At 35.6% G+C, this 18,240-nt stretch carries 12 protein-coding genes; 2 read left to right on the top strand and 10 right to left on the bottom strand.

The features are described from left to right. From M4I44_RS03255 to M4I44_RS03280, 6 genes are all read right to left on the bottom strand, one after another. Window positions 1-2,766 carry a PD-(D/E)XK nuclease family protein gene (locus tag M4I44_RS03255; protein WP_249966507.1) on the bottom strand — a complete coding sequence of 922 codons (2,766 nt, stop codon included), beginning with the start codon at window positions 2,764-2,766 and terminating at the stop codon, window positions 1-3. A 63-nt stretch (window positions 2,767-2,829) separates the two neighbouring features. After that, window positions 2,830-4,293 carry an OmpA family protein gene (locus M4I44_RS03260; protein WP_249966508.1) on the bottom strand — a complete coding sequence of 488 codons (1,464 nt, stop codon included), beginning with the start codon at window positions 4,291-4,293 and terminating at the stop codon, window positions 2,830-2,832. Between the two features lie 113 nt (window positions 4,294-4,406). Beyond that, a complete protein-coding gene (gene kbl / locus M4I44_RS03265) occupies window positions 4,407-5,600 on the bottom strand; it encodes a glycine C-acetyltransferase (protein WP_017497683.1) in 1,194 nt (397 codons plus the stop codon). 80 nt (window positions 5,601-5,680) lie between these two features. Then, window positions 5,681-8,839: an exodeoxyribonuclease V subunit beta gene (locus M4I44_RS03270; RefSeq protein WP_249966509.1), complete on the bottom strand. Its 3,159-nt coding sequence runs from the start codon at window positions 8,837-8,839 to the stop codon at window positions 5,681-5,683. Between the two features lie 153 nt (window positions 8,840-8,992). Next, window positions 8,993-9,592: a lipoprotein signal peptidase gene (locus M4I44_RS03275; protein WP_249966510.1), complete on the bottom strand. Its 600-nt coding sequence runs from the start codon at window positions 9,590-9,592 to the stop codon at window positions 8,993-8,995. A gap of 124 nt (window positions 9,593-9,716) precedes the next feature. Beyond that, window positions 9,717-9,932 carry a hypothetical protein gene (locus tag M4I44_RS03280; protein WP_017497680.1) on the bottom strand — a complete coding sequence of 72 codons (216 nt, stop codon included), beginning with the start codon at window positions 9,930-9,932 and terminating at the stop codon, window positions 9,717-9,719. 179 nt (window positions 9,933-10,111) lie between these two features. On the opposite strand from M4I44_RS03280, the gene M4I44_RS03285 reads away from it, so the two are divergent. Then, window positions 10,112-10,468 (top strand): roadblock/LC7 domain-containing protein, encoded by a 357-nt coding sequence (locus M4I44_RS03285; RefSeq protein ID WP_017497679.1) that lies wholly within the window; start codon window positions 10,112-10,114, stop codon window positions 10,466-10,468. Window positions 10,469-10,500: 32 nt separating this feature from the next. Continuing rightward, window positions 10,501-10,881, top strand: a complete 381-nt coding sequence (locus tag M4I44_RS03290) for a hypothetical protein (protein ID WP_017497678.1) — start codon at window positions 10,501-10,503, stop codon at window positions 10,879-10,881. Window positions 10,882-11,139: 258 nt separating this feature from the next. On the opposite strand, the gene M4I44_RS03295 is transcribed toward M4I44_RS03290, so the two are convergent. The 4 genes from M4I44_RS03295 to M4I44_RS03310 all read right to left on the bottom strand — a co-directional run bounded on the left by M4I44_RS03295 (window position 11,140) and on the right by M4I44_RS03310 (window position 18,186). Further along, complete coding sequence (locus M4I44_RS03295) at window positions 11,140-11,520, bottom strand: TraR/DksA C4-type zinc finger protein (RefSeq protein WP_017497677.1); 381 nt, start codon at window positions 11,518-11,520, stop codon at window positions 11,140-11,142. A 6-nt stretch (window positions 11,521-11,526) separates the two neighbouring features. Beyond that, on the bottom strand, window positions 11,527-14,928 hold the full coding sequence (ileS, locus tag M4I44_RS03300) for an isoleucine--tRNA ligase (RefSeq protein WP_249966511.1): 3,402 nt from the start codon (window positions 14,926-14,928) through the stop codon (window positions 11,527-11,529). Between the two features lie 130 nt (window positions 14,929-15,058). Beyond that, complete coding sequence (recO, locus tag M4I44_RS03305; protein WP_249966512.1) at window positions 15,059-15,772, bottom strand: DNA repair protein RecO; 714 nt, start codon at window positions 15,770-15,772, stop codon at window positions 15,059-15,061. Between the two features lie 131 nt (window positions 15,773-15,903). Further along, the gene (locus tag M4I44_RS03310; RefSeq protein ID WP_249966513.1) at window positions 15,904-18,186 is read right to left on the bottom strand and encodes a T9SS type A sorting domain-containing protein; all 2,283 of its coding nucleotides are present in this window, start codon (window positions 18,184-18,186) and stop codon (window positions 15,904-15,906) included. Window positions 18,187-18,240 lie beyond the last annotated feature (54 nt).

Below are 18,240 nucleotides of genomic sequence, written 5' to 3' on the forward strand. Positions count from 1 at the left end.
TTAATCTATTTTCTCTTCAAAAGGAATTGTCGGGTCAAAAATCTCTTTTAACAGTAATACAATTTCCTCTAAATAATTACTCAAAATTTCTCTGGAAACTGTGGTAGTAATCTCTTTATCTTCTTTGAATGTGAAAGGTAAAAAACCTGATTTAAGATTTTTAAAAGAAATTATACCTGCTTCTATGGGAATTTCTTTCGCTTTGGTTTCAAACATAAAGGCATAAGCCAAAACCTGGATAATTTTATCATTTTTAAGCTCCTGAGTCAATCCATTCCATGATTTCAGGATGACATTTGTCTTTTCAACTTTTCCTGTCTTATAATCGATAATACGGATTTTCCCGTTGCGTAATTCAATACGATCCACATTTCCTTTAATTAAAACAGGAAACGGCAAATCCGGATGATTTAATTCGCGCTCAAACGTTTCCTCCAAAGCTATGATCTGAACCGCATCTTCATTTTTAAGAGATTCTAATTCCATTTTCAAAAAATTAGAGACATTTCGTTTCGCTACTTCAAAGGCTAGAAGATTACGTCCTTTTTTTATCTCCCCTTCTTTATAAACCAATTTAAACTGATTTAGAACTTCGGCATCCAATAATTTGAAACAATTTTCGAGATCTGTTTCCGATATGAACTTACCTATAAAGGGCTCGTAAAGTGTTTTTAACGTTTCGTGAATAATAGTTCCGAGCGTATTCAGCGCGATATTCTCCTCAACCTCTTCCACTTCCCTAATTCGAAGTATTTTTTGAAAATAAAAGTCTATCGGATTTCGGATGTAACTCGTCAAAGCAGAAGGAGAAAAACCGGCAAGTGCGATTTCTTTTAAACGATCCATCACAGCATCGGATTTCGGAACCACCATAGGCTGATAAGCTGTTGTTGGTAAAACGGGATTATAGATATCAAACGTTAAGTTGTGTTTCTTTTGTTTTTCTACCTCCAATTGTGTGATGAAACGACTACGTTCACCGGCATCCAATCCGTCATTTTCCGTATTATAAATCAAATAGATATTTTGGGCTCTTTGCAGTAAATGGTAAAAGTGATAGGTATAAATGGCATCTTTCTCTTTAAAAGTAGGCAATCCCAATTCGTTTTTAACATCATAGGGAATAAATGAATTCTGAGATTTTCCAGCCGGGAACTTTCCTTCATTCATAGATGTTACAATTACGGTATCAAAATCAAGTACACGACTTTCCAGAACCCCCATAATTTGCAGTCCGCGTAAAGGCTCTCCTTCAAACGAAACTTCAGCAACATCAATAATCTGTTTATAGATCGCATGCAAAGTATCAATGTTATCAATGTGATTGTGTTTTGTGTAATAATTGATCAGCTTATTAATTACTTTAAAAACGGCATAAACAAAAGCTTTGGCAATTTTTTCCTCCTCATTGTCATTGCTGAAATTTTCTTTTATCATGACTAAAAGTGCCGAAACATTTTCAAGAACAGCAATCGATCCATTCTCCCATTTTTGAAAAAGCAGATCAAACAATGGCGATGGATTCAAATGGAGTTCTAAAACCCGATTATGCGTAATAAAAGTGTAATTATTCTCCTTGATAACCCGAACCAAATTACTGGCATTGGCATAAGGTTCAACCAACGGATGCGTAAGAACATCAAGTATATCTTTATAATAAAAAACATAACTTTCTCCTTTACGCGAAAGCGCATTGGTATGCATTCTAAACAATTTCGCGATTAATATCTGCGATGGGTTGTTCTTTCCCGAATATCCCATTGTAATGTTCAGACTTCCAACCGAAGAAGGCAGGGAATATAAAACCGGCATCAGTAGATTCTCCTCACCCAGCACAATAGCCACTTTATCTAAAGCAGTAGTTGGATTTTCTGTGATCATATTTTCGATAATACTACCCGCCAATTTTGCCTGACCAATTGTTTTAGGCGTCCCTATGATCTGAATGTTTTTAGACTGTGAAAAATCGTCTACAATCCATTCAAACGGATTGGCTTTATAATGTTTCCAGCTTTCTTTAAAACGTCTCACAAAGAGTCCGGCATCATGATAAGGATCATTTAAGAAAGTCTGATCAACATCCCAATAAATTCTAGCCTGATCTAAAGCTAAAAGATGCTGCACAATTTTTTCTTCAGCAGCATTCAAAGCATTAAATCCTGCAAAAATGAAACTGCGATTTGAAACAATATTTGAAAAGTGATTGAGATTGTTTACAGCTTCACGATAAATCAATCCCTGATATCCAATTGATTTATTCAGTAAGTGATTGTATAGCGAATCATAATACAGCGGAAGAAGTTTCCAGAAATCAATATAATTCTCTAAAAGTTTGGTTTTGTTCTCGACTTCAATCCCCCATTTTTTGATATCTTCAATATCACTCAAATAGGACAAGACGTGCGAAGGATCTAACAGATAGCGATCGATTTCATTAAAATCCTGCAAGAGCGTTTTTGCCCAATTGCCAAATAATTCAAAAGACTGCTGATGTTGTTTCTCTGTTACAGAAAGATACACTTCATAGAATTCAAACAAAAGCTCAATTGAATCAACTGACCTGATGGAGGCTACATCTTGTACAAAATCTTCAATACTAATAATTTCAGGTGAAAGTATTGTTTTCTGAGTCTCATTTTTCAGAGCTTCAATTAAAAAAACTTTTGCTCTTTTATTAGGCAAAACAATAGTTGTCTCAGCAAGTTTATCTGAATAGTCCTGAATTATAACCGTTGCTATTTTCCCGAGAAAAGAAGTATTTATCATGTGATAAAAATAAAAAAAGCCATTCAATTAAGAATGGCTTTTAGTATTTATTTAGACAGTAAATTAGATTTTACCTTGGTATTTAGAACCAATGTGTTTAATTTCTGTTCTTCTGTTTTGTGCTTTACCTGCAGCAGTTTTGTTACTTGCAACTGGTTGAGAAGATCCGAATCCTTTAGACTCTAAGTTCTCAGCATTTACACCTCTTTCGATTAATGCATTTTTCACAGCGTCAGCTCTTTCTTGAGAAAGTTTGTCGTTGATTTTTGCAGAACCTGTACTATCTGTGTGTCCTTCGATAGAGAATTTCGCGTTTGGATAGTTTTTAAGGATTTCTTTAATTGCATCTAATCTAGCTGGAGTTTCTTTGTCACCAGTTTTGAAAGTAGCTTTTCCTGAGTTAAAGTAAACCGCTCTAGCTTGAACTTTAAGATCTTCTAAAGCTTCAGTAGTTACTTCAGGACAACCTCTGTTAGAAGCAGGACCAGCAACTGTAGGACAATCGTCATCTTTATCAGCTACACCGTCTTTGTCAGCGTCTAAGAAAGGACAACCACCATTTTCTCTTGGACCAGCAACTGTAGGACATTTGTCATCTTTGTCAGCGATACCATCACCGTCAGTATCAGGACAACCTTTTAAAGCAGCTAAACCAGCAACATCTGGACAAGCGTCATCTTTATCAGCAATTCCGTCTCCGTCAGTATCAGGACATCCGTTTAATGCAGCTAAACCAAATACATCTGGACAAGCGTCAGAAGCGTCAACGATTCCGTCTCCGTCAGTATCAGGACATCCGTTGAATTGTTTTAAACCAGCAACATCTGGACAAGCGTCATCTTTATCGTAGATTCCGTCTCCGTCAGTATCTTTACCTCCGAATTTGAAAACTAGACCTGCAGTGTGTTGGAAGTGAGATGGAGCATCTGGAGCACCAGCTTTATCTTGTCTGTCACCACTAACTGACCATTTGTATCTTGTAGCAAGCTCAAGACCAATAGCATCAGTAAACCAGAAAGTAAGACCAGCACCTGGGTTAACAGTTCCGTAGCTGCTATCTCCGAAGAAAGTATAACCTCCACCAACAGATAACGAAGGATCGATCACTTTAGATTTGATTAATTCCTGGAAGCTATATTTAATTGTAGCATCAATTCCGTAATACATCAAGTCACCAGGATTAGTTACTACGTTACCTCTACCATCATGCCCTGCAGCAGATGGACTGAAAGTAACATACTTATCAATCTTGTTCACAGATCCTTGTAAACCAACAGAGAAACCGCTACCTACATATCTATTTACACCAATGTAAGATAGAGAAGGAAGAATATTCCAGTTGTCTTTTACAGCGAATGGCTGAGAAAAGTGTTGATCGAAGAAACCACTTCCTGATCCAGAACTTGTTCTAGTATCAACGGCATTAACTCCAAAAGAGATAGCCCATGGATTGTTGCTGTCTTGTGCGTGAGAACTTAAACCCATCACCATCATCACAGCAACTAAAAGTTTGTTAAGATGTTTCATACTTAATTTTTTTAATTACAATTTAGTTAATTACAAGCAAAAGTAACACCAAAATTTTTAAATACAAAATGAAATGTTAAAAAAAACCTACAAAAATTCGACCAAAGTGGGAATTATATAACTTTTAACATTTGTCCGACAACTGTAAAAGCGTCTATAGCCCTGTCTAAGTGCTCTTTTGTATGCGCAGCCGATAATTGCACTCTAATCCTCGCTTTTTCTTTAGGTACTACAGGGAAGAAGAATCCGATTACATAAATGCCTTGTTTCAATAATTCATTTGCCATAGTCTGCGACAATTTTGCATCATATAACATGACTGGAACGATTGCCGAATCTCCATCAATGATATCAAAACCGGCTTTTTTCATTCCTTCTTTAAAGTAATTTGTATTCCATTCTAATTTATCTCTTAAGGTAGTATCCTTTTCTAACAATTCAAATACCTTAATTGAAGCCCCAACAATAGCCGGCGCTAATGAGTTTGAGAATAAATACGGTCTTGAACGCTGACGCAGCAATTCGATGATCTCTTTTTTGGCAGTGGTATAACCTCCCATTGCCCCACCTAAAGCTTTACCAAGGGTTCCGGTAATAATATCAACTCTTCCCATAACTCCTTTTGCTTCGAGAGTTCCTTTTCCGGTCGCTCCGATAAATCCTGCAGCATGACATTCATCCACCATCACCATAGCGTCGTACTTATCTGCCAGATCACAAATTTTATCAAGAGGCGCTACAAGGCCATCCATTGAAAAAACTCCATCAGTAACAATTAATTTGAAACGCGCACCAGCTTCATTTGCTTTAATTAATTGCTGCTCCAAATCTTCCATATTACTGTTCTCATAACGGTAACGCGCTGCTTTACACAAACGAACTCCATCAATAATAGACGCATGGTTCAGACTATCTGAAATAATAGCATCATTTTCTCCTAACAAAGGTTCGAAAACACCACCATTGGCATCAAAAGCTGCTGCATAAAGAATAGTATCCTCTGTACCATAAAAATCTGCAATCTTTTTCTCTAAAGTTTTATGAATATCCTGTGTTCCGCAAATAAAACGTACTGATGACATCCCAAAACCATGTGAATCCATTGCGTCTTTTGCCGCTTGTACCACTTCAGGATGTGATGAAAGTCCTAAATAATTGTTGGCGCAAAAATTCAAAACTTTTTCTCCTGTGGAAATCGTTATCTCAGCATCTTGTGCTGAAGTTATAATGCGTTCTTTCTTGAAAATTCCGTTTTCTTCAATTGTTTGCAACTCATTTTGCAAATGTTCTTTTATTTTACCGTACATTTCTATTTATTTAAAACGTTAAAAATTAACAACTTAAGACAAAAATACCTAGTCAAACCTTTAACATCTGATTAATTTTTTCACAAATTTACTACATCGATTTCTGATCCTATGTATACCAGCGCTTTTTTTAACACTTTATACCCTAAATCCTCTATAGCCTCCTCATACTCCTGAATTTGCCTTGTATATTTTGAATTTATCACTCCTGTTTTATAATCCAACAAATAGGCTTCTTTATCTGAAGTAAGAACAATACGATCGGGTTTTAAAATCCTGCCTTCTTTCTGAACAATTGTCTGTTCGTTCAAAATAGTTGCATTCCCGTCGAAACAAATACTCAATTCCGGATGATTCACAATTTCTTGAAGTGTCTTTGAAACCATCTCGACCTGATCATTTGTAATAAGTCCGTTCTCAATTCCTTTTGTAATTGCTAAATCCACATCCGACCGATCCTTAACAAAAGCCAGAATTTCGTGAACTATATTACCATAAGCGATTGCTTCCTGCTGATGTGTTCCCCACATTAAAGCCTCCCGTTGTGCAATCTTGATATTTTTCGGATCTAAAACTTCCGAAACAACAGGAATTGTCTTTACCAAATCAACTGATTTTACAGAACTCGAAAGCCTAATCTTACTGCCAAACTCATACTCTGATCTTTCAGCATCATAAACCCCTTTATGCATTAAATAGCGAATAAAAAAGGAAGCCATATTATTAGGCAATTCACCATCTTTCCGTTCTTTCATTCCTTGCGATATCACATACAATTGCTCTTCAGCACGTGTCAAAGCTACATACAAAACATTTATATTATCCAGCAGCTCTTCTTGTTTCTTCAAATTAAAAACTGCCGAAGCACTCTCACCGAAACCTTCAACCGCACTACTATTATCGATCAAAGCTTTTGGAACATCTAAATTCACATCTTCAGTATCCAGCCATAATTTATCCTTTGGTTTTCGATTGTAGTCTTCTTCTGCAAATGGCATAATCACAACCGGAAATTCTAACCCTTTTGATTTATGAATCGTCATGATACGAACCGCATTATTCCCTTCAGGAGACGGAATACTAAATTTCTCCGCATTTTTATCCCAATAACTTAAAAAATCAGCTATACCAGCCTGATTTCTCATGTCTCGTTCTAAAACAATATCTAAAAAGAACTGAACATATGCATTTCCTTCATCAGGAAGAATAAATTTTGCAATTATAATTTCAACTGCCTCATACAAGGATTTTTTACGTACATCTTCAAAAGAAAGCGAGACATCAAAAGTTAAAAGCCATTTTTCAAAATCATCTTCCTTTTTTTGAGACATCCCTAAGGCAATAAAATCATGAATCGGCATCTGAACTTCTTTATTGGATCCCAAAAAATGAAGAAAATTTGCTTTCGACTCTAAATCAGCACTGTTGTTTAAATACTTCAGCAAATAAACAATCAAACGCACCTCTGTTGCATTTTGAATCATCAGGGTCTCGGATGATAAAAGTGGGATCTTTTGCTCCGTTAAATAATTCGCAATCGCAATTCCCTGATCTCTTTTTCGGGTTAAAATTACAATATCCTTGTATTCAAAACCTTCCCTAAGAACTTTTTGAATGGTATTTAAAGTCGCTAAAACATACAGATCCGATTTCTCGACCACTTCTTCTTCGTCTGCATAATCTGACTTCTCGATTACAGGAAGAAAAGCAATATTGACATACCCTCCTTTCTTTGAATTTATGTTCTGAAAACTATGATTTTCATACAAATCTTTGTAATCTTCATTGGTAAATTCGGCCGAAATTAATTTAAAAAAATCGTTATTGAATTCAATTACCTCACTATAACTGCGATAATTTGTATCTAAATGCTTAACCTCTTTTTTATGGTTAAAAAAAGAATTTTCTTCTTTTCCTAATTCTATAAACTGCTCTGCTTTTCCACCTCTCCATCGGTAAATAGATTGTTTCGGATCTCCCACTATCATCAACGTCCCTTTGTTTCCAAAATCATCTTCTCCGGAAAGAGAATTATGAATCAGCGGAATCAAATTCTGCCACTGCATCTCGGAGGTATCCTGAAATTCATCGATAAAAAAATGGCGGTACTTCTCTCCCAAACGCTCATAAATAAAAGGTGCGGGCTGATTCTGAATTTCACGGTGAATAATGGCGTTGAATTCAGAAATCGACAGTACATTTTGCTCTGATTGAATTTTAGCCAATTCATTACTAACGGTATTCAAAAGCGAAAGCGGTGTAATATTTTTCAAAAAGGCTTTATAGAAATCTCTTTTTTCGAAATTCTTATAGATTTTTACCAGAATTCGAAGCAGTTCAGGTATTATATTTTCAATTAACGCACGGTCTTTTGCTGTTTTATTGATTGCTATATCGTCAAATTCGTGAAAAGTTTTATTTCGGGGATTAAATTTCCCATCGCGAATACTTTCTAAATGGTTTGGAAAAGTTCCGCGAGAGAATGACTTCAAATCGATTCCGTTTTTTTCGATTAAAGCAAGTGACTCAATCGCAAAATTTTCATTTTCAGACTCGAGTTCTTTACACAAAGCGAGCATTTTTTTCTTGATCTCAATAAACTCTTCGATAGATTTATCCTGAAAATGAGAGATTTCATTCCGATTGTTTTCATTCAGAACCAGCCTACCCGTTTCTAAGATTTCCCGGGAAACATCCCAACTTTTATCGTCGTCGGTTTTTTCCATCGTGAAATCAACCAACAGCTTAGTCAACGTTTCGTCCTGACCGGCTTGTGCAATTATAGCATCAACTGCCTCAACCAATAAATTCTCGGTATCCAAAGTGACTTCAAAAGTCATTGGCAGATTAAGATCATGTGCAAAAGCACGAATTACTTTATGTGTAAATTTATCGATAGTAGAAATATCAAAAGCAGCATAATTATGAATTAAGTGCTTGATAATATTTTGAGATTTTGTTTTAATTTTAATAATAGAAAGTCCAGTATCCCGAGACAAATCCTCCATCAAATCGATTGCTTTTGCAGAAGGCTCTTCTTTTGCAAACTCAGACAAACTCCCAACAATACGGCTTTTCATTTCATGAACCGCTTTATTAGTGAATGTAATTGCCAGAATGTTGCGATAAGCGTCGTTCCTTGGAGAAGAAAGAATAATTTTAAGATACTCTTTTACCAAAGTATAGGTCTTTCCGGAGCCTGCAGATGCATCATAGATAGAGAAAGACGGACTTTGCATAAGTTTGGTTTTTCGTAGGGTAAAAATAACACATTAATTTTAAACAGGCTCTAAATCCCAATAATGTAAAATTCCAAATTCCAATATCTGATGCATTTAACACATACAGCTATTGGAATTTGGAATTTGAATATTTTAAATTTTCTATAAAAATTATGCTGTTTTAGGAAATGCTCTTTTATTAAAAACCAGTAATATACCTACTCCTGTAGAAATGGCCACATCGGCAACATTAAAGATCGCATTAAAAAAAGAAAACTCTTCACCTCCCCATAAAGGAAACCAGGCAGGCAAAGTACCTCTCCAGATCGGAAAATAAAACATGTCTACAACCAAACCATGAAACCAAGTCCCATAAGGTTCAGGCGAGAAAAGTGTCGCCAAATTACCATGACTCGCATCAAAAATAACTCCGTAGAACACTGAATCGATTATATTTCCGGCTGCTCCGGCAAAAATCAAAGCAATGGCAACAATTAAATAATTAGAATAACGCTTCTTAACCGAATCGGCTAACCAATATCCTATTCCGAATACAGCAAAGATTCTGAAAACGGTCAAAATCAATTTACCATATTCTCCGGGAATTTTAGTTCCCCACGCCATTCCTTCATTTTCAATAAAATGAATTCTAAACCAGTCAAAAACTTCTACTTCATCCCCCAGAGCAAAGTTTGTTTTTACATAGATTTTTGAAAGCTGATCAACAATTAAAACTAAGAATATAAGCAAATACGCTTTTCGTAATGACATTTTATTAAATTTTGATGCGGCAAAAATAACAATTTAATCAAAAAAAACGCTCCCAATGGAGCGTTAATTGTTTTTGAGGACAAACGAGCAGGTATTACATCAATTCATCACCCATATGGAGAATCTATTTTCTAACATTTGACTGCGCTGACTTTTTAGGAGGATCAGCGAAGAATTCTGAAATCGACTTAAAGAGCCCTTTCCCTTCTTTTCCTGCTGCTGCATTTTTAGCCTCAGCTTTTTTGACCTGCGTCTTTAACTGAATACGAATCTTTTCAAATTCTTTCATTCTGTGCTCCACATCAGAGCTTACCTCTTTAAATTTCAACACTTTAGCCATTTTACAAGATTTTAATGTTAAATAAATAAAATTATTCATGATTTGGTACTACAATGATACATAATTTAATTTATATTTGTTAATAAAAATTAACACTTGTTTAGATTAAAAGATCATATTTACCCTTTATACGGTATTAAAACGAAAAGAATTTAACAACTTTCTTAAATCCTACAAATATGAATGAAATCACAACTACTCTAAACGATTTTCTGCTTCATACCAAATCTTCCGCAGCATTAATTATCAATGGAAAAGGAAAACTAATCACATCACTTCACTTAGACTATGCAGACAGTATTGCCGCAATGAGCTCTGCCATAGTATCGATGAGCGACAAATTATTATTAGATCTTGAAAAAGGTTCCTTAAAACAACTCTTTTTAAAAACCGCCGAAGGAGTTATTATCGGAAACAAAATAAGCGGCACAAATTTCATTATTACATTTTCAAAAGACGGAAGCAATCTGGGTTTATTATTAAGATCGACCGAGGAAACTGCTGCCGAGTTAAGCAAAAATTCACTGTTAAAATAACATATTTCTATTAACACCAAACCCCGAAAACTATGAGTAATGACTTTTTAAACGTTTTTTTGAATGAAATGAAAACTAACGTAAACGGCTTTATTGCAGTAGCTGTAACAGAAATCGAATCAGGATTAAGCTTTGGAAACCTGACAACAGACCCGGCATTTGATCCTGAACTTGCAGCAGCGTACAACCTGGAAGTGGTTAAAGCAAAATTAAGCGCAGTAAAAGCTTTAAATTTAAACCAGGAGATCGAAGACATTTTGATTACACTTTCGAATCAAATTCACATCATCGACATTTCTCCCAACAAAAAATTCATGATCTATCTTGCCGCTGACTCTACTAAAGCAAATTTAGGAATGACAAGAGCTGTTTTAAGAAAACACAAATTAGAACTGGAAAAAAATCTGGCTTAATTACAAGCCTTCTTTTTTAATTAGAACTGCCTTCCAAACGGGCAGTTCTAATTATTTTTACTTGTTTTAATCCCAAAAACTATCGCTTAAAAAATTCCTACAAAAAACAAGCACTATTTTTTTACTACATTTAGTCCATTTGTAATTGAATTCTTTATTTATTATTCCGTTAGTCCTTAAACAAAACCATTTAAACATTAAACAAAAAAAAACGCCCCTGTAAGGAGCGTCTATTTTATGGAGTATTAAAATTGAAAATTATCTCTGCAAGTTTTTAGCTTCGATACTCATTGTAGCATGAGGAACGATTTTAAGCCTTTCTTTGCTGATTAATTTACCTGTTACTTTACAAATACCATAGGTTTTATTTTCAACACGGAACAATGCGTTTTTTAGATCGCGTATAAACTTTTCCTGTCTGATCGCCAACTGTGAGTTTGCTTCTTTAGACATTGTTTCGCTTCCTTCTTCAAATGCTTTAAAAGTTGGAGAAGTATCATCTGTTCCGTTATTCAAATCGTTCATGTAAGCACTCTTTATCAAATCCAGATCAGCTTGTGCTTTTTGTATTTTGCTTTGAATTATTTCTTTGAACTCTGCTAAATCAGCATCAGAGTATCTTGTAATTTCATCTATCATCTTATATTATTTTGAAATTAATATCATTGTTTTAATGTCATCAAATTCAATTTCTGTGCCGTTTTCCAAAGCGTCAACAAAAACCAAATCATCAGTCAATGTCTCAGACTTAATATAGTCTTCATTTTTTAGAATTGCCTCTTCTAAAAGGCCACTTCTTTTTATTTGAACTTTAATTTTATCGGTAACTTCAAATCCTGAATCTTTACGAATATTTTGAATTCTGTTTACCAATTCTCTCGCGATTCCTTCGTTTTTCAATTCTTCTGAAATTGTGATATCAAGTGCAACCGTAATTCCATTTGAATTTGCAACCAGCCAGCCTTCAATATCCTGAGATGTTATTTCGACATCTTCTAAGGATAAAGTTACGGTATTTCCTGCAATTACAATATCCAATGCTCCCTGCTTGTCCAATTGATTGATTTGATCTGCCGAAAAAGAATGTATCTCTTTGGAAATCAACCCCATATCCTTACCAAAACGTGGCCCAAGAGCTTTAAAATTAGGTTTAATCTGTTTCACCAAAATACCTGAATCGTCGTCTAAAAGCACAATTTCTTTAACGTTAACTTCTGCTTTTACAAGTTCAGAAATCGCTTCAATTTCGGTCCTCTGATTCTCGTCAAGTACCGGAATCATTACCTTTTGCAAAGGTTGACGTACTTTAATCATTTCCTTTTTACGCAGTGACAAAACCAAAGACGATATAGTTTGCGCCTTCTGCATTTTGCTTTCTAACGTTTTATTAACAAAGTTTTCGACAAATTTCGGGAACTCTGCCAAGTGAACACTGGCAAATTGCTCTGTTTGCGTCGAACCTGTTAAATCGCGGTATAATTTATCCATGAAAAAAGGAGCGATCGGAGCACTTAACTTACTTATCGTTAATAAACAAGTGTAAAGCGTTTGATAGGCTGCAATTTTATCATGAGCGTATTCTCCTTTCCAGAAACGACGACGACACAAACGAACGTACCAGTTACTTAAGTTTTCCTGAACGAAGTCAGAAATAGCCCTTGCTGCTTTCGTAGGCTCATAATCTTCATAACATTCGTCAACAAATTTTATCAAAGTATGTAATTCCGACATGATCCACTGATCGATTTCCGGTCTTTCGTTTAACGGAATTTCAGCTTCTGCATATTTAAACCCATCAATATTGGCATATAACGAGAAGAATGAATACGTATTATACAGGGTTCCGAAGAACTTTCGGCGAACCTCAGCAATTCCTTCAATATCAAACTTTAAGTTATCCCATGGATTTGCGTTAGAGATCATGTACCAACGTGTGGCATCAGGACCGTACTCCTTAATTGTTTCAAAAGGATCTGTTGCATTTCCTAAACGTTTCGACATTTTTTGTCCGTTTTTGTCCAGAACTAAACCATTCGAAACGACATTTTTGTACGCAATTTTATCGAAAACCAAAGTCCCGATTGCATGCAGTGTATAAAACCATCCACGAGTCTGATCGACACCTTCTGCAATGAAATTCGCAGGGAAATCTTTATTCTCATCGATTTTATCTTTATTCTCAAAAGGGTAATGCCATTGTGCATAAGGCATCGCTCCCGAATCAAACCAAACATCAATCAAATCGCTTTCACGTTTCATTGGCTGGCCTGAAGCTGAAACCAAAGTAATTCCGTCGACTACATTTTTATGCAGGTCAACTAAATCATAGTTTGATTCAGACATATTTCCGATTTCAAAACCTTTGAATGGGTTTTCTTTTTGAAAACCTGCTTCGATAGATTTTTCGATCGCATTATACAATTCTTCAACAGAACCAATAAGAACTTCTTCTTTTTTGTCTTCTGTTCTCCAAATTGGCAACGGAATTCCCCAATATCTAGAACGAGATAAGTTCCAGTCGTTAGCATTTTTCAGCCAGTTTCCAAAACGTCCTTCACCAGTAGACTTAGGTTTCCAATTGATAGTTTCGTTCAGGTCGAACATTCTATCTTTAACATCGGTTACTTTAATAAACCATGAGTCTAGCGGATAATATAATAACGGCTCATCAGTTCTCCAACTGTGTGGATAACTATGTACGTATTTTTCAACCTTAAAGGCTTTATTTTCTTCTTTTAATCGAATAGCAATTTCAACATCTACAGAACGCTCCGGCGCCTGACCTGCATCATAATATTCGTTTTTCACATACTTTCCTGCCAAATCACCTACATGAGAAGTGAATTTCCCTTGTAAATCTACTAAAGGAACTGCTGTACCATTTTCGTCTAAAACCAACATTGGCGGCACTTCCGGTTTTGCTTCTTTTGCTACTTTAGCATCATCAGCTCCAAAAGTAGGTGCCGTATGCACTACTCCTGTTCCATCTTCTGTGGTCACAAAATCTCCTGTGATTACTCTGAACGCATTTTCAGGATTCTGATAAGGCAACACGTATGGCAATAATTGCTCATAACGAATTTCTGCTAAATCGGCTCCTTTTGCTTCCGCTACAATTTTATACGGAAGCTGCTTGTCGCCGTTTTTCACTTTATCAAAATCAGCATCGTCTTCGCTGACAAAAAATCCTTTTCCGAATTGTTTTCCTATCAGGTTTTTTGCTAAAATCACATTGATTGGCTCAAAAGTATACTGATTGAACGTTTTTACTAAAACATAATCGATTTTTGGTCCAACTGTCAAAGCGGTATTCGATGGTAATGTCCATGGCGTAGTCGTCCAGGCCAGAATGTGAATATCTCCAAAACCTTTCAAAAATGCAGGTAATGTTTCCGGTAACGTTTTAAATTGTGCTACGATTGTAGTATCCGTAACATCACGATACGCTCCGGGCTGATTTACTTCGTGAGAAGACAATCCTGTTCCGGCTTTAGGTGAGTAAGGCTGAATGGTGTATCCTTTATACAACAAACCTTTGTCGTAGATTTGCTTCAAAAGCCACCAAACCGATTCCATATATTTTGGTTTATAGGTCACATACGGATCTTCCATATCTACCCAATATCCCATTTTTTCGGTCAAATCATTCCATACATCGGTATAACGCATTACGGTTTTTTTACACGCTTCGTTATATTCTTCAATAGAAATGGTTTTCCCAATATCTTCTTTTGTAATTCCAAGTTCTTTTTCGGTACCTAATTCTACAGGCAATCCGTGAGTATCCCAACCGGCTTTTCTTTTTACCTGAAAACCTTTTTGAGTTTTGTAACGACAGAAAATATCTTTAATTGCGCGAGCCATCACGTGGTGAATTCCCGGCAATCCGTTTGCTGAAGGCGGACCTTCAAAAAACACATAAGGCTCAGCACCTTCACGGGTACTTACACTCTTTTCAAATATATTTTCTTTCTTCCAAAAATCAAGTACTTCTGACGCTACTGTTGGCAAGTCAAGTCCTTTGTATTCAGTAAATTTTGTGCTCATTTTATACTTTTCTTAAACGAGGTGCGAAAGTAAGGAATTTTGAGGAATATAGATAAAAGATGTTTAAAAAAAGCGCCCGGATAGAAAATTTCTAACAGATCTCGTAAAAAAGATTACCGATTTTAAAAAATTAAGAAAAAATCTCCTTTAAAACCTCTAAAGATTTTGGCTTTTTGAACCCTTCCAAATGAAAACTGTAGTAATCAATGAGGATTTTTAGTAAAATTTGCCTTTCAGCTACATGAAAAACCTTCTGATCGTTTTCGAATTTAAGATCAATTAATTTCTTAAAAAGATGTGTTTCATGTTCCGTCAAAGTATTCGCCCCATGAAACAAAGTAAAAACGCCGTCAATCATTTCAAAATAAGAAAATTCGACTTCTGAAACATCAGGATAAAAACCAAAATACTTTGTAGCTTCCAAAAGCAGAATCAAATGAAAATTCGAAATTTCATCATGGTGATCCAGCCAACTCAATGCTGTCTCTAAAAACACAAAAAAGGCTTCATTTTTTTCTTCTTCCTGAATGGAATAATGCAGCATTTCAGACAAAAACATAACCATTGTACTTTTTACAAGATCGGTATGAATGCTTTGAAAAGGTACTGCTATTTTTATCTCTTTAAAAGTCTCTAAAGTTCCTTTATTCTTATGCATCGCCTCAATCTCAAGAACGGACAAGGGCTGAAAATAAGCAATTTTCTGACTTGCTTTCCGACTCGAAAAGGCATCACGTACAAAATAAGATTTTAGTCCGTGTGAAAGTGTAAAGCACTTTACGATCAGACTTTTCTCCTGAAATTTTAACGATGAGATTACTATTGCTTTGGTTTTGACTAGCAAGATTAGTTTTTTTAGATTATTAGATTTTTAGACTTCTTAGATTATTGGATTTTTAGACTAGTGGACTGCTTAGATGTTAATTCTTTCTAATGATCCAACAATCTAAAAATCCAATTATCTCAATTAGCAAATTACCTAATTATCATTACCTTTTTTACTTTAGTTTCACTTCCGTCTTCGGCTGAGATAAAAACCATATAGACGCCGGAAGCAACTTTATACTTTCCGAAAGCAGTCGTGTCCCATTCGATTGTTCCGCCTGATGAAGTAGTTTCGTAAACTAAATTACCTTCGATGTCTGTAATTTTAATATTGGCTTTATCAATAAGTCCGGCAACTTTTACCGTTCCGGCATAATTAGGACGCACGGGATTTGGATAAACGTAAACATTATTCAAATCTTCGTTTGCTCCTGTTGCAATTCCTTTAAACGAAATCATCCCTTTGTTGGTCGCAATCAAGACTTCACCGGTAACACTATTAATTTTGACATCGTTTATGACATTACTTGGCAGAGGCGAATTGTTTATTGTAAAATGATATTTTGTTTCCTGACCGTTTGGCGATACCATGAAAATCCCGGAATCAATTGTACCAATCCATTTATTATTTGCTCCGTCTACTGCAATCGATGTGATAAACTGCTCATAAAGCAGCTCCTGAGCCAAATTGTCTTCCATAATTATAATTGGATTCGCTTTTAGCTGGCTTTCGGTCTGGAATCCTCCAACATTGGATAAAACTCTCAGTCCTTTTGTGGTACCAATCCAAAGTTGATTTTTTGTATCAAGCGCCACAGCTCTCACATCTTCGATTGGTAAATTCCCTAAATCAGCACCGGAAGTAATCTTTTTAAAAGTATTGTTACTTTCGTTAAAAGCAATTACTCCGTCATTACTTGTTGCGATCCATTTGGTATTGTTTCTATCGATCACTATCCCGGCATAATTGGTTGTTTCAGCATCTTTAAGAATTGCACTTGTCGCATAACTTTGCCATTTTCCATCGGTTTTCAAAACTTTTAATCCGTTCTTAATCCTACTGTTAGTGACCCACAAATTTCCCGTTTTATCAAACACAGTTCCATTAATACGAACATCAATATAGTTGGGCCCTGCGAACGAAATCGACTCTAATCCGCTATTTTTTTCATTGTACAATAAGACCGGGATATCGTTTTCTATTTTCAACAACCCGGAGAAGAAGGAACTTACAAAAACCTGTTTTTCATTACTGGGGTTCGTAATTACCCTTGTCATTGATTTTGCTCCAAAAACCCCTGAGTAAGGAATGTTTAGCCAACCAGAAGCACTATACTTACTCACTCCATAGCTATCTAGCTCATACGGATTGTAAAAAGTATCATAATCCCCATACACTGCCCAAAGCGCATTAGGACTTACATCTAAAGAAAAAATATTATTTCGAACTGGTCCTGATGGTGTATTCTCCTGAAAAGCGGAAGTTCCTGAAAGTGTCGATGAAAACAATCCCTTTTCTTTTGTCCCTATATATATTTGATCTCCAACAACACTAGAACAGGTAAAATTCAGCGTATTATCCAAGACCTGTGTATTGGTAACCTGACGCATCAATACCATTTGATTGTTATATACATAAACAACATCCGGCGTCGTGATTATTAGATTATGATTTACAGCACGCATATCGACTGAAGGTTTTGGAAGCTGTAAAAACCCAACAAATGAATTGGAGTTGTATCGGTGTATAAATCCTGCCGAACTTATCGCAATCAGCTCTGAATCCAACGATTCAATACTGCTCCAGTCACCACCGTTTACCAGACTCCATTGGTTAAAATCAATAAGATTAGCATTTGTACTGTTGGCTTTTTTAATTCCGTTTGAAGTCGCAGCATAAAAGAATCCATTAAAATAAGCCGTTTGTCTTACTCTAACTTCGGCACCATTATCTCCAATAAAATAAGTATCTCCAAATTTCAGACTAGTTAAATTGAACTGTACAATTCCGAAATCGCACGAAACATAAACCACTCCCTTATATTCCATAAAATGGTTAATTCTTTTCAGGTTGGACGGTAATTGTTTATTTATAATATCAATAACCTTTAATATACTGCCATCGGTTTCATTTACCACAATCATTAGTCCGTTTTCGTATCCAATTATGGTTTTCTTAAATTCTTCACTATGGTATGAAGCAGAAATGGTCTGCCCGGAAAGTCCATCGACCGTTGTAGTCATTTTAACTGTGTTCAGAGCTGTATTTTTAGAGAAAAGAGCATTCTCTGAAGCTACAAAAACAGTTGTTGAAGATTGCGAGATATCTTTTATTTCGTTAAACGAAAAATACCCCTGCCAGGACAATTTATTCTGAGAGAAACAAAATTGTACTACCAACAAAAGCAAAACATACAAAAACTTTCTTTTCATTATTTTATAAATTCAGATAGACAAATATACTACAAACGAAAGTATTTGATTTTT

Origin of the sequence: Flavobacterium sp. B183, assembly GCF_023539155.1 — a bacterium.
GTDB lineage: Bacteria > Bacteroidota > Bacteroidia > Flavobacteriales > Flavobacteriaceae > Flavobacterium > Flavobacterium tructae.